Origin of the sequence: Actinacidiphila cocklensis, from assembly GCF_907177275.1 — a bacterium.
GTDB lineage: Bacteria > Actinomycetota > Actinomycetes > Streptomycetales > Streptomycetaceae > Actinacidiphila > Actinacidiphila cocklensis.
Map to the genome: position 1 here is coordinate 82,847 of NZ_CAJSLV010000059.1, position 23,575 is coordinate 106,421.

Consider the following 23,575-nt stretch of genomic DNA (forward strand, 5'->3'; position numbering starts at 1 on the left):
AGCCGAGTCGGGAGGTACGGCAGCCGTCAGGTGGCGGGAGTGCCGGTCAGACGTTGTTCGCGAGGTCCTTCAGGCCGCTGAGGGGGCCGTTGAACCTGTCCTGGTCGCCGGGGAAGGTGCCGGAGTCGGCGAACTGCCAGAAGGTGTAGAAGCCCCAGCCCGCCGGGAGCGTGCCCACCGTGGAGTTGTAGCGGGCGATGAAGAGCGGGTCCTTGGTGGAGTAGGCGGCGGTGTTGCCGGTGCAGGTGGTCCACCAGTCGGTGGTGGTGTAGATCGTGGCCCACCGGCCGGTCTTGGTGTGCACCTCGTTGAGGAAGTTGGTGACCCAGGTGCGCATGTCCGCCTGGCTCTTGCCGTAGCACGTGGCGCCGTACGGGTTGTACTCGATGTCCAGCATGGGCGGCAGCGTCTTGCCGTCCTTGGACCAGCCGCCGCCGTGGGCGACGAAGTAGTCGGCCTGGGCCGCGGCCGTCGAGGTGTTGGGGGTGGCGAAGTGGTAGGCGCCGCGGATGAAGCCGGCGTTGTAGGAACCGGTGTAGTTGGCGTTGAAGTTGGGGTCGCGGTAGTCGGTGCTCTCGGTCGCCTTGATGTAGACGAAGCGCGCGCCCTTGCCGTACTGGGTGGCCCAGCTGATGCTGCCCTGCCAGTGGCTCACGTCGAAGCCGGGGGTCTGGGTGACGTTCGGCGTGAGGGTGACCGGGGCGTCGGAGGCGCTGCGGCCCTCGTGGGCGGCGACGGTGGAGCCCATCCAGTCCTGGTCGGGATGGGTGACCCCGCCACCGGCGCCGGGGGCGGCGGCCTGAGCGGTCGGTGCGGCGGTGAGCAGGGCCGCGGCGGTGAGCAGCCCGCCGGCGACGGCGAGCAGGCGGCGCGCTAACGGCTGCGGGGAGACGGGCGACTGGACCACGGGAACCTCCGGGGGACGGGGGAGCGGACGAAAGCGTGGTGCGGCGCGCCACCACACCGGTCCCGGCGCGGTGGCAGGTGCATGACTATACGCGCGTAGAGTCCACGATGGTGGCCCCTCGGGAGAACTCTCGATGCAATTGCGCCGGGTTGCCGGAAGCAGTGCCGGACGTCGCCCAGACCGGCCTGGACATCACGGCCTCGCCCTACGCGGTCGCCCCTCCGCCCTGCGCCGAACCAGCGGCGGCCGGTCGAGGATCTCGACGTACACGATCCGCCCGTGCACGACGTCCAGGTTCACCATGCCGCTGGACGGCAGGAGCGGCACGCAGCGGTGCCCCTCACCGTACGGCTGCCCCTGCGGGTGATCAGCCGTGCGGATGCTCTGGCAGAAGTCGTCCCGGCAGCCGCACTCGCCGAAGAAGCACAGGTCCCAGGCGCAGATGGCGAGTTCACGCTCACCCTCGGCTTCGAGAAGCGCGACCAGCTCGGCAACGAGGTCGGGGAGACGAGGCGGAGGAGCGCGGTCCGCGCTGGTCCACATCCGGAGGTTAGCCGGGGCGTTCGCTCACCGGGCTCGCCCGTGGCCCCGAGGCCCGACCGGGAAAAGGGGTGGACCGTCCGCTCCCACCGCCACACGAGAGCGGATCCGCGTACAACTTCTCCTTGGCCGAGCGGTCATCGCGGGCCGGTAGCGCGACATCCCGGATACGCCTCCGGGCGCCGCAGGAAGTCCGCTGATCCCCCGGCGACCCGCTCGGGATACTCACCCGATGACGGACGACGCGCCGCAGAAGACAAATGAAGGCTGGTGGGACGAGCCCTGGTACCGGGTCCGCACCGACAGGTTCGTGGCGTCCTTCCTGCCCAACGCGGACGAGGACTTGGACGCGGTATGCAACGTGGACGTCGAGGTCCGCCTGACGGACGGATCACGCTGGAGCGCAACCGTGTTCACCGTGGCCGAGGTGCAGCGCCTGATGGAGAGGTGGGCGCAGACGGGCGAGTTGGCGAGTGATCGCTACTTCTGGTGCTCGGACGGGCTGATCGTTCGCGAGCCCGGCGTCGCCAACATGACCAAGGCGATCAGCGGCGTACTCGACGAAGGCGACTTCGAGCAGATCCTCCAGCGGCTGGACGACGAGTGATGCCCCAGGGCCGCGATGTGAAGCCGCTACGTGATCCGTCAGAGCCCGAGCACCCTGCGGAATTCCGAAAGCCGCTCGTCTCTGATGCAGGCAGACGCCTCGCCCAGGGCAACGGCGCGGGTCTTGAAGCCGTCATTGCGGTGGAAAACCGCCGCCCCGTGCAGCCCGTCAGTCACGGCGACGATCTCCTCCCGGCGCAGCCGGTGCGTAGCCAGCGGATTGACGATTACCACCGTCTCGCCACGAAGTTCGACCCGTGGCCGAAGCAGCACCAGCCCCCAGGCCAGGGTGACCGCGGCGACAAGAGCTGTCCCCACAGCGGCTTGCACAGCCTTCCCGTCCGTTCGATCAACTGACCAGGCCAGCCAGGCGCTCAGCCCAGCCAATACGGCCAGCGCCCAGAAGACCCCGGCCCAGACCATCAACCGCGGGTGCACCCGCCACACCACCGCATCCCCACCCTGCTCGCGCATGCCCTCATTGTGCGGTCCACCGGGCCTCCTCCTGCGACGCCCGATATCGTGCCCGGATGTCCTCGGTGAACCTGCGTCACGCAGTCCGCGCGATCATCCTCGACCAGGACGACCGCATCCTGCTGTGCCGATTCGCCATCCCGAAGCCGGACGGGACGATCATCGTCTGGGCAGCCCCCGGCGGAGGCGTCGAAACCGGCGAGACTCTCCTTGCGGCCCTGCGTCGGGAACTGGCCGAGGAGGTGGGCCTCACACTCGATGCAGACCCGCCCCATGTATGGCACCAAGAGGTCATCGACCCCGGGCACGCGGCCGGCTACGACGGTGTGATCAACGACTACTTCCTCATACGCACCGCATTCTTCACCCCTCGCGGCGCGCTGTCCGACCACGAACTCGCCGCCGAGAACATCACGACACTGCAGTGGTGGCGGCCCCAGGACATCACCGGCTACGACGGCACCGACCTGTTCTCCCCCCGCGACCTCACCGGCCCACTGGCGACACTCATCTCCAGCGGTCCGCCCGAGAGGCCGATTCCACTCGGCTTGTGATCCGCAGCCGCCACCCCCCGGCGGTCGCGACGGCTGACCGCCTCGGCTCCGCCGGAGGCCGAACCGGGAAAAGGGTGTACCGTCCGCTCCCACCGCCGGGCCGAGCCCGGACGCCGACAGAGGGAGGACGCCGTGCGCACGCTCCAGGCCCGTGCCGCCCTCCTCCGAAGCGGGAGGAACGTTCCGCCGGACACCAAGTCACCCAAGAGCAGTCGATCTTGGGCGAATCACGTGGTACGTTCTGTCACCAACGAACTCAATAGGGTGACCCCGGCAGCGCGCCAACGCTCCGGGGTCCGGCACAAGGAGAACCACCTCCCCATGCAGATCCATCGTATCCGCCATGCGCGCGGCTTCACGGTCCTGCCCAACGCGCTGCTGCAAGACCGGCGGCTGTCCTACACCGCCCGCGGCCTGCTCGCCGACCTCCTCTCCCGCCCCGACGGCTGGCGCGAGGACGGCCGCCACATGGCAGACACCAGCCCGCAGGGACGCCTCGCCGTCGCGAAGGCCCTCCGCGAGCTGACCGCCTTCGGCTACTACCGCGTCGAGCGGGTACGCCGCCCCGACGGCACCTTCGTCAGCGAGACCCACGTCTACGACATCCCGCAGGTGGGACCGGGTGCCGTACGTCCGGGCTCCGGTCGATCGACCGCCGGTTCCCGTGACGCCCACCCCGTAAAGGACCGCGGGAAAGAACCCACCCTCCCCGCCCAGCGGACGGCGAGCCCGGACCCGGGTGGGCAGCGGGACGTCGCATCCCCACCCCCGAGCCCGGCACTCACCGAGGCGGCGGCTGTGCTCCACCAGGTGACCGCAGCGGAGCCCCGCCTGCGCCTCGGCGCGGCGGAGGCGCTGACGCTCGCGCCCCTTGCGGCGCCCTGGCTGGAGCGCGGCCTCGGCCCCCGCGACCTCTCTTTCGCCCTGCTGGGCGGCCTGCCCGAGCGGGTCCACAGCGCGACAGCGTTCCTGCGCGACCGCCTGACCCGCAAGCTCCCCCCGGAGCCGGTCGCCGTACCGCCTCCGCCTCGCAGGTACGAGTGCCCCGGCTGCGCACGCCCCACCCCGCACGAGGGCACCTGCCGCACCTGCGCAGGAGCGGATGCCCCACCGCCCGACGCCGTCGACGAGCGCGCCCGTACCGCCGCACGCGGACGAGCCCTGGCCCGCGCCGCCCTCAACGGCCACCGTCCGGGCCAGCTGACCGGCGCAAGAGCCTGACCTCGCCTTTCGCGGCTGGTGCCGCCCCGCGCCCGTCCCTGCCCTGACGCGCGCCCTTCTCCCCTGAACCGGCTGACGCCCCGGCCTGCCCCGAGCGGCGCCGCCCACCGCCCTGCCTGGAGTCCCGCATGCCCACGCCCGTACCGCCACCGCCCGACCGGACCGCCCCGATATCGCACCGGCCCCGGTCGCTCCCCTTCGACCGCCTCGTGATCCTCCTGCTCGGCGCCTGCGGCTGCGTGCTGTCCTTCGACTCGCTGCGCCAGGTCGCCCTGGCCACCCACGTCCGCCCCGACCTGAGCTACCTCTTCCCCGTCGTCATCGACGGCTTCATCGCGTACGGCGTCCGCGCGATCCTCCTGCTCCGCGACGCCCCCCGCAGCGCCCGCCTCTACGCCTGGACCCTCTTCGGCACCGCCACCGCCGCCCCGCACAGGTCCTCGCCTGGCGCCTGCAGCGCTTGGCCCAACGCCCCGCACCGAGCCGTCAAGCTCGAGCGGCGATGGCCCGCAGTTCGCTCGCCCACCACGGCGTCGGCGCTGCAGCGCCTCCGGCGCCACAGCCGCCGGGTAGTGACCCAGCATCCACCCACCGCCGCGCCCGCTGAACCGAGCGCCTTCCTGGGACCGTGGGCTAAGACGGCTCCCAGGAAGGCCCCATGAGAGCCTTGTCGCGGCTCCTGATCGGGACCAGAGGCGGGCACCGTGGGAGTGAGTCACCTCAGCGGCGTAGGGAGAGTCAGCGGGCGTTGACAGTGCACCGCCGCCAGCGGAATCCGCTTCCGCGGAGCGAAGCCGATCGTCGGCATCCGGAGACTATGCTGCGACAACGGTCCGGCTGCTGCCGGTTGTACGTTCCCTGGGGGGGATCTCATGCGCACGTCACTGCGTGCTGCCTTCGTGACGGCTGTCGCCGCTCTGGGTCTTGCGGCGGCCTCGGTGGCACCTGTTCATGCCGCGGTGGGGTACGAGCGCTGCCCGAAGGGAAGGTTCTGCGTCTTCGACGGCGGGAGCGGCGATGGGGCGATGGTGTCCTACTCCACGCCGCAGTCGTCTCTGGGCACATGGTCGAAGCGCGCGGTCTCGGTTTACAACCGCACCGGTTTCGAGAAGGTCTGCATGTACAGCAAGGCCGGCTACGTCATCGGATCCGATGGCGTGTTCGCCGAGGTAGTAGGGGTCGGAAGTGAGGTCAACCTCGCGTACTTTGGCGAGGGGAACACGACCCTGCGTCACAACCTCGGCTCGGTCCGCTGGGCGCAAACGGAGCGGCAGTGCGACGGCCACCCCGAACCCATCGAATGGAACGACCCGTACTACGCGCTGGGCAACACCTGGCCGGCACAGGCGTTCGGTGACCTCAACCGGGACGGGACTCCCGACCTGCTGAACCGCACCTACAGCGGCCGGCTGTGGCTCCTGCGCGGCGACGGCACCGGCACACTGATCGGGACCGGCTGGAACGCCATGACGGCCATCACCCGGCACGGCGATCTCACCGGCGACGGCACCGAGGACCTGCTGGCCTGGGACACCGCGGGGCGGCTGTGGACGTACCCCGGCACCGGCAGGGGCGGCTTCGGCGCCCGCCTGCTCGTCGGATCGGGCTGGAACACCATGATCGCCATCCAGGCCACGGGCGACCTCACCGGCGACGGCAAGGGCGACCTGGTGGCCCGCGACAAGGCCGGCCACCTCTGGATGTACCCGGGCACCGGCAAGGGCAGGTTCGGAACCCGCCATTACGTCGGAGGGGGCTGGAACACCATGGGTGCCCTCGCCGCACCGGGCGACGCGAGCGGTGACCACCGCAACGACCTCATCTCCAGTGACACGGCCGGCCGCCTGTGGCTCTATCCCGGCAACGGCAAGGGCGGCTTCACCTCCCGCAAGCTGATCGGCTCCGGCGGCTGGCGCCCCTTCATCACGCTGATCAGCACGGGGGACCACAACCACGACGGCCACCCCGACCTGATCGCGGCGGCCAACGGCAAGGGCAGTGACAGCCCCCTCCCGGAGAGCTCGGTCCGGCTGTACCTGAGCAGGAGCGGCGGAAGCCTCAACGGGGGCCTCGACGCGGGCGCTCTGGACACCGGCGACGCCCTGTTCTGACCAGTGATTTTGTTCACGAGTTCGGGACGGCGGATGTGCACGACTTCCGGCAGGCGTCCCGTCCGGGCCGTGGCCGATGTTCCCGAGAACGGGAGGTACCCTGCTCACCGCTTCCGAAGACGGCGGGGCGCACCACAAAAGCGAACGGCGCCTGAGCTCCGGCCCGAATCCGCGCCGGTCTCAGGCAGCGCCCTGAGCTTGTCTCCCCGGCCGCTGTCAGTCCCTGTTCGTAGGATCACCGCATGTCCGACGCCTTCACCGTCCTGTGGACCCATGACACCTGCCGTGCCCTGCGCAAGGCGGGGCGCGCGGGCGAACGGCCGCCGGTCGCCTCCAGCGGTGTTCACTCCTCCCTGCCCGCGTGGTCGGGTGCTCGTGCCGGGGACGACGTGTACGCGCTGCACGTCAACCGATGCGAGGTGTTCGTGGTGAGCCGGATGCGAGTGGTCGACGTGGAGCGTCACGACTGCTGCGGCACGGCCCCCGCCACCTGGCGGGACCCGGCGTATCCCGGCCATGACGACTGGTCGATGCTCGGCGCCGGCGGCTGCGGCGCCCAGGCGGTGCATGTGGACGCGACGCCCGTACGCTTCGACGCACCCCTCCCCGGCGAACTCCTCACACGACTCACCTGGCGCAACCGCCGAGGGCAGACCCGTGGTCTGAAGTTCGTGGTGGATGGTCGCCTCGAAAGATCGGTCAGCCTCCAGGGGTTCTACCGTCTGACTCCCGAGTCCGCTGACGAACTGGCGGACGTCGTGAGCTGTTCCGCTTCTTGATCCTGCTGGTGCACACCGCGCGGTCCGGGCACCTTCGTCAAGGCCGGATGAGCAACCGTGCGTCCCGCTCAGATGCCTCGTAGGTCGTAGTACGCCCGCAGCGCGGCCTCGCTTCCGGAGCCGGTGGCGGCCATGATGCGCTCGAAGCGGGCGGAGCGCAGATCCCCGGCGACCAGGATGCGGGAGTGCTGCCGGTCGGGCGGGCAGTAGCCGGACGTGTCCGCCACGAGGTCACCCGGCGGGACCACGGGCGCGCTGCCCAGGTTCGCGAACACCGCGTCGACCGTCCGGGAGCCGGAGCGCCCCTCCCGGTCGACCCACTCGGCCATGAACGCGGAATCCCCGCCCTCCACCACCGACAAGTCAGCGACCGGCAACAACATCACGCGGGCATCACCGCGCACCTCGTCGACCTTGTAGTCGTCCTCCGGCGGGTAAGCGACCACCACGGTCGCATCGAGCGATGGGTGGGCGCGCAGGAACGTGCCGAGAGGACGATCGGCACCGAGCACGAGGACAGAACCGGCCGCCGCGTCCGCGGCCTTGGCACCCCAGAGTGTCGGCAGGTCCGCGCCCGTCGCCACGGTCAACCACGGAGCCGCCGAGACGGGAACCGGCCCCACCCCGGTCGCGACGACCGCGTAACGGGCGCTGACGGTACGCCCGTTGTCCGTCGTGACGACCACGTGGTCCTCGTAGGCCCGTAGCCCGGTCACCCGCACCCCGAGCTCCACCTCGCACAACTCCGCCCGCGCAACGTCCCCCGCAATAGCAGCGGCAAGCTCCGGCCCCCTGGTGTGACCGCCCACGACGTTGTTGACGGCGGCGATGTGCTTGAGCTTGGCGCACAGCGCGTCCGGCTCGATCAGCACCGACCGCATCCCGACGCTCGCGGCCATCACCGCCGCCGCACACCCGGCAGGGCCGCCACCGACGATGACCAGGTCCGTAGTCGCTGTCATCCGCCTATTCCAGCACCGGGACCTCCGGCGTCGGGGGAAGTCGGGCCAGGAGGTCCTCCGTGGTGATCAATTGACGCGGACCGATGAGTCGGCGGCCGACCGTGAGGCCCGCGTCGTGGACCGCGGACCCTGCGTCGCTGGCGGAGGCATCGGTGAGCACCCAGGGCGCGTAGCCCCGCTCGAAGGCGTCTGCCGCGGACTTCAGCACGCAGCTCTCGGTCGCGATGCCGCAGAGGACGAGATCCGTCCAGCCCGCCTCGGCAACGAGAGTGACCGCCTCGCCGGTGAACAGGGAGTACCCGACCTTGTCGAGCACGGCGTGGGCTGATGCGGCCTGCCCCGCCAGCTCCGGAACGATGTCCGTCTCGGGCGGGCTCAGCAACCGGCTCCAGCGGAAAAACCGCTCGAAGGAGCTACCCGGGTAGTTGCGGTAGCGGGTGAAGACGACGGGACGTCCGGCCGCGGACCACCGCGATCGGAGATCACGGGAACGACGTGTCGGCTGTGGTGGTTGACGAAGCCGATCTGCACGTCGACGACGATCAGGGCAGCGCCGTCGACGTTCACCCCGGCATCCGTGACGTCCATGGCCTTGTTCTCCCGTCGTCAGCCCGCAGTGTCCCGGAGAGCGTCCTGCGCGCCACCGCAGTCCTTCCGCGAGCCTCATCGCCGCGCATCGACGGAGGGACCCAGCAGTTCCAGCGCCTCCGCCCAGCGGAAACGGTCAGCGCCGCCGCCCGACTTCGGCGGAACTCCGACGATAAGGCGGCGGGCGCATCAGCGAGTGCCCGGCCGAGTAGGGCTGACCGCCCATCCCATAAGTAGTGGTTCGCCATCTATGGACGTCCTGTCAACTGCTCCCGCTCCGCAGATCACCGTTCCGGGGCCGCGGTCGTGAGCACCTCTCCCCCCCGCTGACGTCGTCGGTGTCGGCTCGGTGAGGATGTCGCGGCCTGCCTCGCTCATGTAGATCGCGTCGACGCTGCCGAACCGGGCTTGGGTTTAGTCGAGCCCGAGCAGGTCGGCGGCCTGCCGGACACCAAACCACCGTCGCAGCCGCTGATCCGAGCACTTTCCCGGGCACCCGGCATCCGGCACCCCTGGTTGCGAATTCGCCTGGGCTGAGCGCTGCATCAGCCCAGGCGAGTCCGCAACGCGTTGGCGAGCTCGTGGTGGAGTCGCCCTGCCAAGTCGTACGAAGTCGAGCATCACAGCGCGCATCCATATGAGCGAGTTGTGCCCACAACCAACTCAGACGTCGATACGGGCGACCTTCCGGCCCACCTTCAGGTACAGCTCCGCACCGTCGAGTGCACCGGCCTCGCCTACGGCGGCGGCCAGCGTCTGCTGCACGGAAGCCTCCGTCAGCTGCGTGGTGTGCTGATCCCCGTCCGCTTCGCGGATGAGGCGGAGCCCGTTCTGCTGAGCCACGCGGCGGACGGCGGACACGCTGGGAGCGAAGTCCAGCGTGCGGCTGATCAGCGCACCCAGGGTGTCTTCGGCGTGGTCCTTCAAGGAGACGACGGGGAGGTTCTGAGCGTCTCCGAAGGAGCGCTTGGAAAAGCGCGCGGTGAACTCCTCGCGGGCGGCGGCAGCGGCGCCAAGGCCATGGATCGCGGCCACTACCTCGCCGGCCAGGCTGATACGCGAGGTCCTGCTCGCCGTCCTCCCGTTCGCGGCCGGCCCCGCCGACGCATGGCCCGCCGACGACCGGTGGCCGGACATCCTCCCGGCCCGGTTCGTCCAGCGCTGCGCACCCGAGACCCCCGTACACCAGGACGCCGGGGCCTGGACGGCCTGGTGGCGCGGCCTGACGGGACAGCGGCGCGACACCGGGATCAAGACGGCCGACGCCGCCGCCGAGCTGCAACTAACAGACTGGCTCACTTACTTCAGTCCATGCGCGGCGGCCGAAAGCCGCAACTGGCGCTGGTGGAAGGGCGGGTCAAGGGGACGCAGCACCGGCTGGATCCGGTTCAGCATCGACGAACACCCCTACCGGGGCCGCCGCGCCCTACTCTGGCTGATCGAAGCCGCAGGAGGCCACGACATCGACCTGGCGTGAGCCGCACCGCACACCGGCCATGGCCCGCTCTCGGGGCACGGCATCAGCCCGCCCACGGAGCTCCCAGTGTGTCGGCGTCACTCAGGGCCAGGGCTCGCCGGCCGCCGCCCACCCTCCGCGCCCTTCACGGCGTCGGCGCCTGCGCCCGCCGATTCGGTCACGGTCTGCGACCCATCGCCAGACCTCCTCCGAAGTCGGGGAAATGTTGCGAACATGCGGTCGTAGACTCACCTGGCCCGGCTGAGCCGCATGCTCGCCGTGAGCCCCTACTGCACGTCGCGCGCTCGCGCGACGCTCACATCCCTGGGGGGGTTGTGTCCGCATTCTCCTCGGCGCGTCTCCGTACGCGCCGCCGCAGCCGTCTTGTGGCTGCCTGCACCACCGGCGTCCTTGCCGTCGGCGCCGTCGCGCTCGGTCCGACCACGCTCGCGCACGCCGACACCGCCGTACCGCACGGCACGAAGACCACCACACCCGAGCGCACCGCTCCGAAGCCGAGCCTCGACCTCTCGAAGCTCGGCAAGACGCCGACCCAGGCGCTCTCCCAGTCCACGACCACCGCCGCCCGGGTGACGACCCCGCGCTACGACTACGACGGCGACGGCATCAGCGACTTCTTCGTCCAGAAGCAGGGCAACGGCCGTCCCGGCGACGTCGGCGTCTGGTCGAGCAAGAACCGGAAACTCGTGAGCGCTGGTCCCGCGCCGGTCCAGTTCCGGGAACTCATCAACCCCGGCAACCTGACCCCCGACTACAGCGGAAACGAGGTGCTCGGCCTGACCGAGTCCGGGGACCTCAGCATGTACCGCGGCTCGGACTTCACACACGCCTCATGGATCTGGACCTGCCCCGGCTGGCAGATCTACAACCAGGTCATCGCCGTCGGCGACATCGACGGCAACGGGTTTGGCGACCTGCTGGCCCGCACCCCGTCCGGGGACCTCTACCTGTTCAAGGGCAACGGCGAGACCGCGCCGTTCGCGCCACGGGTCAAGGTCGGTACCGGCTGGGGCATCTACGACCAGCTGATCGGCGCCGGCGACATCACCGGCACCGGCCAGGAGACGCTGGTGGCGCGCGACCTCAACGGCGCGCTGTGGATGTACAAACTCAACGGCAAGTCCGCCGCTCCGATCGCCCCGCGCGTCCAGATCGGCACCGGCTGGGGCATCTACAACCAGATCATCGGCCTGGGTGACGACAAGAACCACCAGGGCCAGATCCTCGGCCGTACAGCGAACGGCGCCCTCTACAGCTACGCGGGGCAGCCCGGCGGGACCGGCATCCACACGCTGGGCGCTCACGTCGGCGCGGGTACGGGATGGAACATGCACCTGGTGGCCGGCCAGGGCCATGCCCCGGTCTACGGCAAGAACAGCCTGCTGGGCCAGAACGCCGCAGGCACCCTTTATCGCTACGCCTCACTCGACAACGGCAAACTGGGCAGCCGTACCCAGGCAAGCGACACCGGTTTCTTCGGGAACTTGCCGCTCTTCGGCTCGGTCTCGCTCACCGACTCCAACGAGACGCCCGTCCTGGGCATCTCCCAGGGCACGCTCTTCGACTGGGGCAACCACACGAACAACGACGGCTGGGGCAGCTACAACCTGGTCAACGGCCCCGGCGACCTGAACGGCGACGGCAAGGCCGACCTGCTCGCGCGGGACACCGGCGGCGTGCTGTGGCTGCAACCCGGCCGGGGTGACGGCCACTACTCCGCAAGGGTCAGGATCGGCGGCGGCTGGAAGGGCTACAACAAGATCACCGGCTCCGGCGACATCAACGGCGACGGCTACAACGACATCGTCGCCCGCGACGGCAATGGCCACCTCTACCTCTACCAGGGCACCGGCAAGGGCTCCGCGCCGTTCAAGACCCGCGTCTACATCGGCGGCGGCTGGAACACGTACAACAAGATCGCCTCCCCCGGCGACCTCGACGGCGACGGCCGCGCCGACCTCGTCGGCGTCAACTCCACCGGCGTCCTCTACCGCTACAGCGGCACAGGCAGAGCCGGCACAGCCACGTTCAAGGCGCGCGTGCAGATCGGAACCGGCTGGAACACGTACGTCAGACTTTTCTGAACCAACTCCCCCGCGCCGACCGTGGCGCACCTGACGCCGGCACCTGGATCCGCAGGTGCCGGCCTCGGCCGTTGTGGTGCTCACGAGGACGTGCCGCGCGGTCTCCTGCGCTCGGGCGGTGGTGAGGCGGGGAGACGCCGCCCGCAGGAAAAGCGAGCCGAAGTCGTCTTGGGTCGAGGAATCCTGGCCGTCCTCCAAGAGCTGCTGGATCTGACGACACGACAGTGCCTTGATGGTGAGTTCGCGGGCAAGGAGCGTATCGATCACGAGGCTGCAACGGCGGCCCGTGCAAGTCGAGGCCGTGCAATCAGCCACGTTGGGAGTGCTGAGGGTGCTTCATGAGCGACGACGCCAAGAGCTACGACGCAAGTGACATCACCGGCTGTGCCAGCTCCGTCGGCGTCGCCGCCCTCTCCCCCGATGGGGGCGTAAGCGGCACCGCCTCGCTCAACCTCGTGCTCGACCACGCGCTCGGCACCCTCGGCGGGGTGCGCGCCACTGCGACCGTCCCCAACCGACTGCCTGGAGGACATCGGGCGGCGGCCACGCCCATCGCTCCCTCCAGGTCGGCGGCCCGCACGGCCTGCTCGGCATCGTCAGGGTTCTCTCCCGGCGAATTGAACTCCGCCAGCCGAATCGCGTCCGGCTCCACGACGGCTCGTTGTCCGGCGTGGCTCGGCGACCCCGACGCCGTGCGCGCCACGGTCCGCCCGCGGGGCGACCACCGGGGCTTCAGGCGTTGTTGCGCTGTTTCTGATGAGGAGTAGGTTGTCCCTGCGCCGGGGGGAACCGAACGCTGTGGCGGCATCATGATGCCGCGCTTTGAGCCCGGGGGGGCGTTTTCCTTGACCACACGCTTGCACGTCTTCAGGGGCGCTGCTTTCGGAGTCGGGCTGACCGCGATGGTGGCCTCCAGCTCCGTGTTCTCGCCCGGTCAGGCGGTCGCGGACTCCGGTTTCGTTCCGACTGTGAGCAACCTCTACCTGGAACCCGGCTACACGGGCCATCCCGCGGATCCCCCGCTCAAGGGCAGTCCCGAGGGCACTTACGTGTACGCCTTCAGCAAGCAGCCGCTGACGGACCCGTCATGGGCCGCCGGAGGTCTGCCCGAGTGGTTGACCGTCGACCCGCCGAGCTACGCGTGCGTCGCCTACCCTGACGTGCCGGGCATCTTCACCTGCCCCGTCGCTCGCGGCGAGCACGGCCAGCCCCCCGTGTACGCGCACAAGGACGCGGTGAACGGCGCCACCGTCTACGAAGGCGTGGCCTTCGCACCGGCAGGCAGCGACATCGGGGTGGCGGTCAAGGCCGCTCAGGTCGCCGCCACCACCTCCGGCCCGGCGCGGCCGTCAGCAGCCGTGGTCCAGATCAAGACGCCCGAGCAACTCGCCAAGAGCACCGTGCGGCTGTCCACCCCGAACGTGCTGGTGAACTCCTCGACCGCGCAGACCGTGCAGGTTCACGCCGAGGACGCTGGCGTCCTGGCTCTGAGCTTCCGTTCGACCCCGGAAGAACGGAAGTGGGACTCGACAGAGGTGGACATCCACATCACCTCCGTGGACGGCGGCCCGGCCGGCACGTGCAGCCCCTCGGCCTACTCCATCGCCGCCGTGGAGGACGCCGTGACCTGCGATCTGCCGGAGGGTGACCACACCGTCAGCTACACCCTCACCACGGGTGCCAAGGTCGCCGCATGGAAAGTCGGCGTCGATGCGGAATACCGGATCGCCTGGAGTGCGTACAACCCGAAGTCGGCAAGCACCTTTGCTGTCACCAGCCCCTATCCCGTCCGCGAACGCTACGACCTGTACGCGCGCAGAAGTAACGGCCAGCTGTACCGATACCTCGGCACCGGCAACGGCACTGCCCCGTACCAGGCGAGCACGCTCTACGACTTCGGCTGGGACCAGTACTCCGCGCTCACCGCCCTGTCCCCGCTGACCGTGCACGAGACGGGCGACGTGGTCGCCCGCGTACCGGCGGCACCCTGTGGTACTTCTGCGGCGCGGGTAGCCCCTACGGCACCAGGACACGTACCAGGGTCGGTTCAGGGTGGAACATCTACCCCACGCTCGTCGGCGCCGGCGACCTGAACGGAGACGGCAAGGCCGACCTCGTCGCAAAGGACAGCTCCGGTGTCCTCTGGCTCTACAAAGGCACCGGCAACATGACGGGCCAGCTCGCCACTCGCACGAGGATCTGCGCGGGCTGGAACATCTACAACACCCTGGCCGGCGCCGGTGATCTCACCGGAGACGGCAGAGCCGACCTCGTCGGACGCGACGCCTCAGGCGTGCTGTGGCTCTACAAGGGCACCGGCAACGCAACCACGCCCTACGCGAACCGCACCCGAATTGCCGGCGGCTGGAACCTCTACAACACCCTCGTGGGCGCCGGCGACCTGAACGAGGACGGCAAGGCCGACCTCGTCGGACGCGACGCCTCAGGCGTGCTGTGGCTCTACAAGGGCACCGGCAACGCAACCGCGCCGTACGCGAACCGCACCCGGATCGGCGGCGGCTGGAACGTCTACAACACCCTGATCTGACGGCCGTGACGCTGCGGCCCCCGGGCACCGGACTGTTCCGATGCTCAGCGCATTGCCGCACGTCACGCCGGGAGTTTCTGGGAGAAAATTGGGAGACGATCATGGAAAAACCGCCTCCCGAGACCCGCTCAGACCAGCCCCCACCCAACCCGTGACCTGCGGTTTCTCAAATCCCGCAGGTCAGCCCATGACCCGGGCCGCATTGTGCGGACCCCGTCTCCGTCAGCGCCGACGGCACGTCGCTGACGGTGCTGCTCAGCACCCAGGACGTGGCACCCGGCACGTACGACGTCGTGCTCGACCGCAACGGGTAGACACCTGGCACCCGTTCCCCCGGCTACCGCTCCGGGCGGATACACCGTGACCTCGGCCGGCGGCCCGACCGATGGGGGCGGCTCTCACACATCAGCGGTCCACTCTCGATCCCCGTACAGAAGGGCATGCCGACCCGTCCGACCTGGACCGGGCGCTCCTGAGCCAGCGCCCGCCGGGGACCGCCCGGTCCCCGGCGGCCTTTCACCCGTTGTCACAGCGGGGAGAGGGCGTCTAGCAGGTCCCGGAGCAGGGTGTCGTCTACCGGGGTGCGGTGGGCCAGCTTATTGCGGGCGCGCCGGAGGGTGCGCAGGCGGCGGAACTGGTCGTCGGTCAGGGCGATGTCGCGGTGCACCGCGGCGTCGTAAAGTTCGCCGAGCTCCATCGACGTGAGATCCGACGCCGAGCCGTTGGCGCTGCGCAGGGACTGCCGGACGTAGCACTCGACGAGCCGGGCGGTGCCGCGGGTCGCGATGCGGGGGAGCATTTCGACGAAGCCGAGGCGGGCGTCGTCGATCAGGGGCAGCAGGACGCGGTTCTGGGCCTGCCAGACCAGCTTGTCCAGTTCCGGGCCGCGGTAGGGCTCCGCACCGGAGTGCGGGCTGCGGCGGATCTGCCCCTCCCAGCTGTCCACCAGTCCCGCGGACCAGGCCTCGCGCAGATCGTGCGCGGGGAGCGGCGCATACGCGGCACCCGCGGCGAGGCGTTCCTGGACGGCCTGGCCGACCCCGACGGGGCAGCACTCGCGCAGGGCGTCGGGGAGGTCCTTGAGGCTGCCGTTCCAGACTTCCGCCAGCCGCACCGCGAGGCCCAGGTCCGGTCCGGCGGACTGGACCAGCGTTTCGCAGTGCAGGGCGTGCCGGATGAACTTTCCCGGCGTCATGTGATCGCCGGCCCGCCCGCCGTTCGCCTGGGGAACGGCAGCGGCCACCACCGTCGCGGTGTCCAGATGGCTCCAGACGCTCCACCACCAATGCGTTCTCGACACCGTCGTGTCGAGGAGCCCCACGGCGTCCGCTTCCAGGTCCTGGGTCCGGCTCGCCACGAGAAGCCGGGGGCGCCGGTCCGGCTTGAGTCCGGACTCCTTCACCGCGGCCTGGAATCGCCGTATGAGGCGGGAGACGGCCCGCGGATCGCCTTCGGACCAGGCACGTACGACGAGCACGGGCGCACGGCCATCCGGGGCGGCGACGAGACCGGAGACGAGATCCCCGTCGATGCCGAGACTGCGGGCGAGGCGGGCGGTGACGTCGGTGTCCGGGCTGTCGAGGGCCGGGACGCCAACGGCGGACCCCGGGGCCGGGGGTCGCGGCGCGGCGCGGAACACGTCTCCGGCACGGGCGCCGGACGGGGACCAGTCGCCGAAGCCGTCGTCGACGTCGAAGCTCGCCTCGGAGGTCCGGCCGCCGGCCGCGCCCCCGCTGCCGGGCGGACTCCACAGGTCGTGCGCCTCCGGCTGGGCGGCCCTCAAAGCCGGGCGGGCTCCCCTCCCCTCCACGGGGGCGTCCACCACGTCGTCAAGGCCGTGGGCCACGGTCTCCACGGCCAGATCGGCGCGGGCCGACTCCACCTCGACATCAGGAAACAACCAGACGCAGGTCATCCCCGTGCGCAGGTCGGCGGAGACCCGCGCACAGTGGCGCCGGGCGCCCGGCAGGTCGAGGACCGCCTCAGGACTGAGCGCGCCGACCGGTCGGATCAGCCGGGTCACATCGATCCGCCCTGCGGCCTCGCCGCGGTCCGCAGCGCGCGGAAGGTGACGCTGTCGACGGTGAGGAGGTCGCCCCGGTCGTCCAGCACCCCGAGCACTTCCAGCTCCGTCAGCAGCGCTTCGGCCTCGTCCAGGTCGTCGTCGAGGACGACCGCGAGGTCCTGGGGCACGGTGTGCGCCCTGCCCTGGGCGTATTCCGCCAAGCTGAACAGGCTCGCCCAATCGGCCATCTGCCGCACGCGCTGCTCGGAGAGGCCGACTCGCTGCAGGTGGTCGCGTGCGTGGCCGGCGTCGTCCATGCGTGCCCGCATCTGCTCGAAAAGGCCTTCACGGGGCGCGCCCTGGATGTACTTGGCGATGGTCTGCTCGACGAAGGCGGGCCAGCCCCCGGTGGCGTCGATCAGGTTGCGGCGTTCCTCAGCCGAGACGAACGGCTGCTCCGGCCAGGCCCGAAGGCTGGTGGTGTTCCACCGCTGAGGCTGCACTCTGGAGACCTTGGGCACGTCGAGCGCGGCTGCGGTCAGCGGGTCCACGACGGCCAGCGCGCGCCGGCGAGGGACCTCCTTGGCGTCCTCCCCCGGCTCCGACACGTACTCGGTGAGCCACTCGACCACCTCGTGCACACGTGCCGCGGGGGCGCCGAGCAGATCGACGAAGAGCAGGTGCGGGGTCTGATCGCGCGCCCACTTGGAGACCGCCTGCGGCAGTTCGGCAGCCGGCACGAGCACGAACCGGCAGCCCTCCCCCACATGCTGCTTCGCCGCCCGGTCCAGGAATCCGGCGCCGAGTGCCGACGACGCCGTGATGATCGTCGCCCGCCGCGAGAGCGCGTCGTGCCACTGCTCGTCCGTCAGCGGGCTCATCCGCATGACCTGCCGGCTGTCGACACCGATGGATCGGCGGGCAACCCGCGGGTTGTAGTCGTACGTCTGCGTGAACTCGCTGGTCCCCAGCTCCGCTTCGAGTTCGTCGCGGGTGCCGAGTACGTTGACGATGTTCGGACTGCGCATGACGAATATGTGCCGTTGGCCCTGGAGCGGGAGGACCAGTCCGAGGCCCTCCATCTCCAGCAGGTCGGTACGGACCTCGTCCACGCCGTTCTGCTCGGGGAAGCCCTCGGGCCATACCTTGTGCGCCTCCTCCTGCAACTCCCTGGGCGTGTAACCGCGGGCGTAGCCGTCGGTGAGGCTGCGCAGGGCCAGGATCAAGGTCAGGACGCGATAGCGATCCTCCAGATCGATGGTCAGGCGAAGCCGATCGCGGATCTTGTCCCGGATACCTCCGGAGGCCATGACCTTCTGCACGTCCGCCGCCGTGACGCGGGGGCGTCCCCCTTGCGGGGACAGGGCGCGGCTCTGCATCTCCTCGACCAGTCCCTCGCAGACGATCTGCACGAGATTGGCCTGGTTGTTGGTCAGGGCCAGGATCCGCCAGACCAGGTCGGGGCTCTCGAAGAACAGGCCGACCGCGGCCAGCGGTTCGACCACCAGGTCCACCGCCGCCTTCGGGCGCAGCGGCCCGACCAGGATCGGCTCGCCGCCGTGCCCGGTGACGGAGTTGGTGAGCCGGTTGTAGCGCTGCACCTGGTGCAGGCCGGCGAAGACGATCTTGAACCGGCGCTCGGTGTCCGCCATCAGGCGCATCAGACTGGCCAGCGTTCGGAAGGTCGACTGGGCTCCGGCGGTGTCGACGGGCCGGGCGTCCGCGTTGAGGAAGGCGTCGGCCTCGTCGGCGAGGAAGAGGATGCGGCGCTCGGAATTCGCGTCCAGCCACTGCTGGATGCCCTCGGACACGACAGCGGCGGTCATGTGCTTCGGCACACCGTGATCGAGGACCCCGGCATCCTTCAGCTGCTTGGCCAGCGTGCTCCAGATCTCGTCGGGAAGCCGGCTCAGCCCGATCTCGGCGATGCGCAGGTCCGTGTAGATCGCGACCTGGTTGCCGCCGTGCCCTGCCTGGAAGCTGTCCGCCACCTGCCGGAGCAGCGAGGACTTGCCCAACTGCCGCCCCCCGTAGAGGAACAGGCCCCCCTCCCGGGCCATGATCGTGCTCTTCTCGTCGTCGCGGCCCTTGAAGACCTCCGCGGAGACCTGCCCGGCCTGGAAGGGCTCGTAGGGCCGGTACGCGGCCCACGGCAACGTGACGCGCTGCACCGCGCGGAAGGACCGGGCCTCCCCCGCGGCGATCCAGCCGAGCACGGCCGGGTCGACGACGATCGCCTGCTGCGGCTTCTGGTACGAGGCCTGGGCCAGGCGCCGTCGCCCGCCGATGCCGAGCGGCTGGAGGTAGAAGACGATGTTGGCGCCGAGCGCCGCCTCGGGCAGATGGCGCAGCAGGGCGTCGGGGCCGAGTTCCTCGTTGCCGACCACGAGGACCCGGTAGACACCGTTCGCCCGCGAGCCGAGCCGGGACACGTAACCGGGGACGTTATCGCTGATCTCCGCGGTGATCGAGAGGGTCATCACCTGCCAGTCCTTGCGGTCCTGGTCCACGAGTCTTACCGGTCCCTTGACGCTCAAGCCGAGCATCCGCAGCACGCTGGGGACGTGCTTCTGGAAGGAATTGCGGCGTTCGTTCGGGCGTCCGAGCGAGTCCCAGGCGGCCAGGGCCTGAGTGACCGCCTCGGTCTCCGCCTGCCCGGATCGACCGCGTGCGTAATGGCCGAACCACCAGCGCGCGCTGACCCCGGTGCTGCTGGCCCTGGGAGCGCCCGGGTGGCGCACACCCTCGAGGAAGGCCGCCATCTCCGTGCCCGTTTCGCCGGCCTGCTCCGGAATGCTCTCGCCTTTGCGGGCGAAGGAGAGCAGTTCCTCGGCGGTGGCCACATCGCCGCGGCCGATCAGACCGCTGATGCGGACCATGTCCGCCTCGTCGAGGTGCAGACCGGCAAGTTGCCCGCGCAACTGGTCGGTCTTCTCCCTCAGCCTGATGTTCAGCCCGGTGACCACCTCCTGCACCCGCCCGAGCAGCCGGCGGAAGCGCAGTTCCCGGTCCGACGCCTGGAGGTCGAGGAGCTGTGCGGCCAGGTGGCTCTCCTGCTCGGGGGCCAGCAGGTTCTGCAGGCGCACCTGGGCGAAGAGGTCCGCAGCCTGGCGCAGGGCCGTCTCCGCCTTGACGCGCCAGTCGGCCTCGGCGTCCGCGAGCCGACGCCGGAGGGAGTCCGGCTGGCCCACCTGGAGCGGGAGGTCGGCGCGGAAACGGCCCGACTCCATGACGTCGACCAGCCGTTGGGCGACGTGCAGGTCACCCCGGTCGAGATGCGCGGAGAACGCCTTCACCGGATCGACGGGACCGGTGCTCTCCTGGAGTTCCAGCAGCGCGTCCAGGGCGCCTGGTGCCGCAAGGTCCGGTACGTCCTCGCCGTCGGGCGTGGTGGTCCAGGTCAGGCTGGGTATGAGAAGCAGGGAGTCGGTGCTGGGCAGCCCGCGAGGGGGCACTGGTGCGACCAGGCCGGCCCCTGTGCTGATCCAGCCGAGGAGCAGACGCACCGCCTCGCCTCCGGGGCCGGGAAGCGGAGCCGCCTGTCGTGCCGCTCGGACGGCGTCGACCAACTCGCTCGCGAGCCGCCGGCTGTCACCGCGCGGAGGCAGCTCAGCAACCTGGACCGCCTCCCGCAGCAGCGTCGTCACTTCCCCGATACGGCCGCGCAACTGGTCCAGGGCGGTGGCAATTATCTTCGCCTTGCGCTGGTTGGGGGAACTGACCCGGCGCGTCGTCTCCTTGATGATCCGGTCGACGGCGCCGTCCCCGCCGTAGGTGCCGCCGAGGTCCTCACGCAGTTGTTCAAGGCTTGCCGCGCCGACCGACCACGCCGTGATCAGGTCAAGCGTACGGCCGAGTTCCGCATCGTCCTTGAGCAGGGTCTGAAGCACCCGCGAGGCAAGCTGGTAGGCGATCTTGCTGGTCTGAAGGCGGAGCTTGAGCGCCTCCGCGCGGGCGCCCAGATCCGTGGGGTCGACCGTGTCGTCCTGCCCGAGCCTGAGCACCTCGCCCGGCTGGAACGACACGCCCCTGCGAGTCTCCCGGGCCAGTGTCGTGAACAGCTCGTTCCAGACCTCGGGCAGGCCGTGGAGCTGCACGAAGTCGTTGACGATCGGCAGCGCCCAGCCCGCCTGCAGCCCGCTGCGTACGGCAGCTGCGAAAGCCACGAGGTAGCCGTCCCGGTCCTCCGCCGTCGGCAGCGGGCCGCGCTCCTCCTCGACATCGAGTTGCAGGGTCATCGCCGCCTGCTGGCCGGGCGCCAGCCCGAATGCCGAGGCGGCGAAGGCCAGGCACCGACACCGCTCCTCCCGCTCCCCGGCAGCCCGGTTCAGCCAGTAGGCCTCGGCCAGACCGCCCCCGGCGATCAACTTCTCGACAGGGGAGGGGCTGTCCCCCACCCGCGTCCAGACGTCGGCGCACTCGGCGGTGACCGGCGACGGCTCGGCCGTCGTGGGCTCGGCCCCGTCAGGCGTCTGCTGCGGGGCGCCCGCCGAGGGTGCTCCCACCGGCTGCCGCGGCGCCGGGATCGGTTCCCCGAGCCCTTCGGCGAGGGGCACGCCTCCCGGGCGGCTACCGTGCCTTGGGGGCGTCGGTACGGCCGGCGCCGCTGCTGTGCCCTCGTCGAACAGTGCGCCGGCGGGTTCGACCGGACGGGCCGCCGAAGAGGGCTCCGCCTCGGCGACCTCCGAGCCGGCCGCCACGGGAACAGCGGCGCTCGGGGTGCGTGCGGAGGGCTCGTCCGGGGCGACCGCCTCCGGCACGTCCGTGGTGACGGGCTCCGGTACGTCCGAGACGTCGGGCTCCCGCACGTCCTCCTCGGCTGGGCCGGCGGCAGTGTCTGTGACTGCTTCCGGCAGGGGCTGCTCGACCGGGAGGCCGCCCACCGGAGCCAGCTCGGCGGGAGCCCGGGGGTCGGACAGGTCGAGCGGCCGGGGCTCCCGCGGCAGTCCCGCGGCCGACCGCAGTTCCTGGAGCCGGGCGTCGAGAGCATCGAAGGCCGCCTGCAGCCCGACGAGCACGGCAGCGTTGCTCGTTCCACGCAGCATGGTGACAAGGCTCGCGCGATCGGCCTCCGCCGCCTCGATCTCCTCGCGGAAGGTCTCCGCGCGAACCTGCGCCAGGATGCGGTCAAGATCATCGTACGTCTGCGGTTCGGCCCAGCTCGTGCCGCCCGCGCTGCCGAGCGCCAACCTGGCCGTCGCCGCGCGTCGTTCGAGCCACGCGTCCACGGCGGCCGAAAGGCGGGCGTCTCTCCTCTCCACGCCGCTGCGGACGTCGGCCGCAAGGCCTTCGAGCCGCTCGGCCAGTTCCTCGCCCTCCCTGCGCAGCCGCTGCGCGGCGGCTTCGAGCTGCTCGGCGGGGTCGTCCGGCACCAGGTTCTCCCTTTCGGCACGTCGGGGTCGAACGCCTTGTGGGGCGTCGGGCGGGTTCGGGGCTGTGCCAGGCGGGCTCGCCCCGGTCTTCCTGGTGCGCCGGCGGTTCCTCGGCGCTTCGGGCCATGGCGCCGGGGCCGCCGCCGCCTGCCAGACAACGTCCCAGTTCTCCAGCACCAGGCGGCGCTCGGGCGTGTCCTCGTCGGTCAGGGGATACCAGAGCAGGGCGAGGCAGGCGAGCAAGGGCGGGACCCTCGTGAACGCCGCCGTCAGACTCTCGGTGTCCACCGGGGGCAGACCCGGCCCGCTGGAGCCGCGGGGACGGGCCATCCCGCTGGCCACCTCGCATCCGACCTGGGCGATCTGCGCGAGCAGGCTCCCGGGGGCCTTTGCGACCCAGGACCGCATTCCCGCCGCCGTCGCGCGATCCTGTCGGGCGGGTTCGCCCGGGTATCCGAACGTGTGGCCGTGAACCACCGCGAGGAAGGCGAGGAGGTGCTGCAGGGAATCTGGCGGTTGACTCGAAAGCCAACGGCGTAAGTCAGGAACTGCTGGCACACGACCATGCTCACACGATTCCGGGTGGCACGAGGGGGCTTTCGCAAGGCTAGGGCCGGACCTGCGCCGGGAGGTCACCGGCACGCGAACTCCCTTGGCCAGCCGCGCCTTTCGGGGACGATGGGCTGGCGGGCGACCCGTCACCCCCGCTTCCGCCGCCGCTCGCGGTGCTCGCCCCCCGGGGAGTGCCTCACTCGTGGTCCGGGCCGAGGCCCGCACTCGGGGAAGAGGCCGACCGTCGGGGGCGACGCCGCTCGACCGTTACCGCAACCGAGCGGGCGTCGCCGAACTACGCGCCGCTGGAGATGAGTACGGGCTGACCATCGTGTTGACGTAGCCGTCAGGGGCCGCCCCCGACCACATCCACATCGCCGCCACCCTCGTCCGCGAGGACGGCCGCACCGCCCGCCGCAACTTCGACAAGCGAGCCGTCCAGGCCGAGGCCCGTGCCGTCGAAAGGGACTACGGCCTGCACGAACTCCACCCGGGCGACGGCACCGCAGCGAAACACGCCACCAGCGCAGAACGCCGCAAGGCCGACCGCCGCGGCCTGGGCGCCTCCGCCACGAGGCCAACCTCCCCGCAGCTCCCACCTATTCGCGACACCAGATGCGGCCGTCCCGACACCCCACGCCACGCCATCGGTTCCTTTGCTGCCGCCCACAACCCCCACCCGAAGGAGGTGATCCTCCACTCAGTTGACGTCACAACGGACTGGGGCCAGCAGCAGCCCTGGCCGTTTCGGCCATCCTCATCAACCCGGATAGTGCGGCACATCGTCTTCGACCA

18 protein-coding genes and 1 pseudogene are annotated in these 23,575 nt (G+C 70.5%); 11 read left to right on the top strand and 8 right to left on the bottom strand.

All coding sequences use genetic code 11. The annotated features are described in order from the left end of the window. Positions 1-46 precede the first annotated feature (46 nt). Complete coding sequence (locus tag NFU81_RS19575; protein WP_251491653.1) at positions 47-907, bottom strand: GH25 family lysozyme; 861 nt, start codon at positions 905-907, stop codon at positions 47-49. 192 nt (positions 908-1,099) lie between these two features. After that, positions 1,100-1,450 (bottom strand): hypothetical protein, encoded by a 351-nt coding sequence (locus tag NFU81_RS19580; protein WP_251491655.1) that lies wholly within the window; start codon positions 1,448-1,450, stop codon positions 1,100-1,102. A gap of 229 nt (positions 1,451-1,679) precedes the next feature. On the opposite strand from NFU81_RS19580, the gene NFU81_RS19585 reads away from it, so the two are divergent. Next, a complete protein-coding gene (locus NFU81_RS19585) occupies positions 1,680-2,054 on the top strand; it encodes a hypothetical protein (RefSeq protein ID WP_251491657.1) in 375 nt (124 codons plus the stop codon). Positions 2,055-2,092: 38 nt separating this feature from the next. Here NFU81_RS19585 and NFU81_RS19590 read toward each other — a convergent pair whose 3' ends face one another. Further along, positions 2,093-2,527 carry a hypothetical protein gene (locus tag NFU81_RS19590; RefSeq protein ID WP_251491659.1) on the bottom strand — a complete coding sequence of 145 codons (435 nt, stop codon included), beginning with the start codon at positions 2,525-2,527 and terminating at the stop codon, positions 2,093-2,095. A gap of 56 nt (positions 2,528-2,583) precedes the next feature. Here NFU81_RS19590 and NFU81_RS19595 point away from each other — a divergent pair, with 56 nt between their 5' ends. The 5 genes from NFU81_RS19595 (at position 2,584) to NFU81_RS19615 (ending at position 7,192) form a co-directional block, all read left to right on the top strand. Next, positions 2,584-3,081: an NUDIX hydrolase gene (locus NFU81_RS19595; RefSeq protein WP_251491662.1), complete on the top strand. Its 498-nt coding sequence runs from the start codon at positions 2,584-2,586 to the stop codon at positions 3,079-3,081. Between the two features lie 321 nt (positions 3,082-3,402). Continuing rightward, positions 3,403-4,302, top strand: a complete 900-nt coding sequence (locus tag NFU81_RS19600) for a hypothetical protein (RefSeq protein WP_251491664.1) — start codon at positions 3,403-3,405, stop codon at positions 4,300-4,302. 128 nt (positions 4,303-4,430) lie between these two features. After that, a complete protein-coding gene (locus tag NFU81_RS19605; RefSeq protein WP_251491666.1) occupies positions 4,431-4,964 on the top strand; it encodes a DUF2637 domain-containing protein in 534 nt (177 codons plus the stop codon). A gap of 210 nt (positions 4,965-5,174) precedes the next feature. After that, a complete protein-coding gene (locus tag NFU81_RS19610) occupies positions 5,175-6,413 on the top strand; it encodes an FG-GAP-like repeat-containing protein (protein WP_251491668.1) in 1,239 nt (412 codons plus the stop codon). A 242-nt stretch (positions 6,414-6,655) separates the two neighbouring features. Beyond that, a complete protein-coding gene (locus tag NFU81_RS19615) occupies positions 6,656-7,192 on the top strand; it encodes a hypothetical protein (protein WP_251491670.1) in 537 nt (178 codons plus the stop codon). A 68-nt stretch (positions 7,193-7,260) separates the two neighbouring features. Here NFU81_RS19615 and NFU81_RS19620 read toward each other — a convergent pair whose 3' ends face one another. From NFU81_RS19620 to NFU81_RS19635, 3 genes are all read right to left on the bottom strand, one after another. Continuing rightward, on the bottom strand, positions 7,261-8,154 hold the full coding sequence (locus NFU81_RS19620; RefSeq protein ID WP_251491672.1) for an FAD-dependent oxidoreductase: 894 nt from the start codon (positions 8,152-8,154) through the stop codon (positions 7,261-7,263). Between the two features lie 4 nt (positions 8,155-8,158). Beyond that, on the bottom strand, positions 8,159-8,821 hold the full coding sequence (locus NFU81_RS19625) for a cysteine hydrolase family protein (protein WP_251491674.1): 663 nt from the start codon (positions 8,819-8,821) through the stop codon (positions 8,159-8,161). A 584-nt stretch (positions 8,822-9,405) separates the two neighbouring features. Next, positions 9,406-9,669: a hypothetical protein gene (locus NFU81_RS19635; RefSeq protein ID WP_251491676.1), complete on the bottom strand. Its 264-nt coding sequence runs from the start codon at positions 9,667-9,669 to the stop codon at positions 9,406-9,408. A 40-nt stretch (positions 9,670-9,709) separates the two neighbouring features. On the opposite strand from NFU81_RS19635, the gene NFU81_RS19640 reads away from it, so the two are divergent. The 4 genes from NFU81_RS19640 (at position 9,710) to NFU81_RS19655 (ending at position 14,851) form a co-directional block, all read left to right on the top strand. Beyond that, positions 9,710-10,219, top strand: a complete 510-nt coding sequence (locus tag NFU81_RS19640; protein WP_251491678.1) for a hypothetical protein — start codon at positions 9,710-9,712, stop codon at positions 10,217-10,219. 365 nt (positions 10,220-10,584) lie between these two features. Next, a complete protein-coding gene (locus NFU81_RS19645; RefSeq protein ID WP_251491680.1) occupies positions 10,585-12,303 on the top strand; it encodes an FG-GAP repeat domain-containing protein in 1,719 nt (572 codons plus the stop codon). Between the two features lie 968 nt (positions 12,304-13,271). Further along, positions 13,272-14,396 carry a hypothetical protein gene (locus tag NFU81_RS19650; RefSeq protein ID WP_251491682.1) on the top strand — a complete coding sequence of 375 codons (1,125 nt, stop codon included), beginning with the start codon at positions 13,272-13,274 and terminating at the stop codon, positions 14,394-14,396. After that, the gene (locus tag NFU81_RS19655) at positions 14,393-14,851 is read left to right on the top strand and encodes an FG-GAP repeat domain-containing protein (RefSeq protein ID WP_251492168.1); all 459 of its coding nucleotides are present in this window, start codon (positions 14,393-14,395) and stop codon (positions 14,849-14,851) included. The genes NFU81_RS19650 and NFU81_RS19655 overlap by 4 nt, the downstream gene beginning before the upstream one ends. 526 nt (positions 14,852-15,377) lie before the next feature. Here the strand turns inward: NFU81_RS19655 and NFU81_RS19660 are convergent. Both NFU81_RS19660 and NFU81_RS19665 read right to left on the bottom strand, forming a co-directional pair. After that, positions 15,378-16,874 carry a hypothetical protein gene (locus NFU81_RS19660; RefSeq protein ID WP_251491684.1) on the bottom strand — a complete coding sequence of 499 codons (1,497 nt, stop codon included), beginning with the start codon at positions 16,872-16,874 and terminating at the stop codon, positions 15,378-15,380. Then, a complete protein-coding gene (locus tag NFU81_RS19665) occupies positions 16,871-22,228 on the bottom strand; it encodes a hypothetical protein (RefSeq protein ID WP_251491686.1) in 5,358 nt (1,785 codons plus the stop codon). The genes NFU81_RS19660 and NFU81_RS19665 overlap by 4 nt, the downstream gene beginning before the upstream one ends. A 907-nt stretch (positions 22,229-23,135) precedes the next feature. On the opposite strand from NFU81_RS19665, the pseudogene NFU81_RS19670 reads away from it, so the two are divergent. Then, positions 23,136-23,351, top strand: a pseudogene (locus NFU81_RS19670) (mobilization protein); the annotation flags it as partial. Positions 23,352-23,575: the final 224 nt, after the last annotated feature.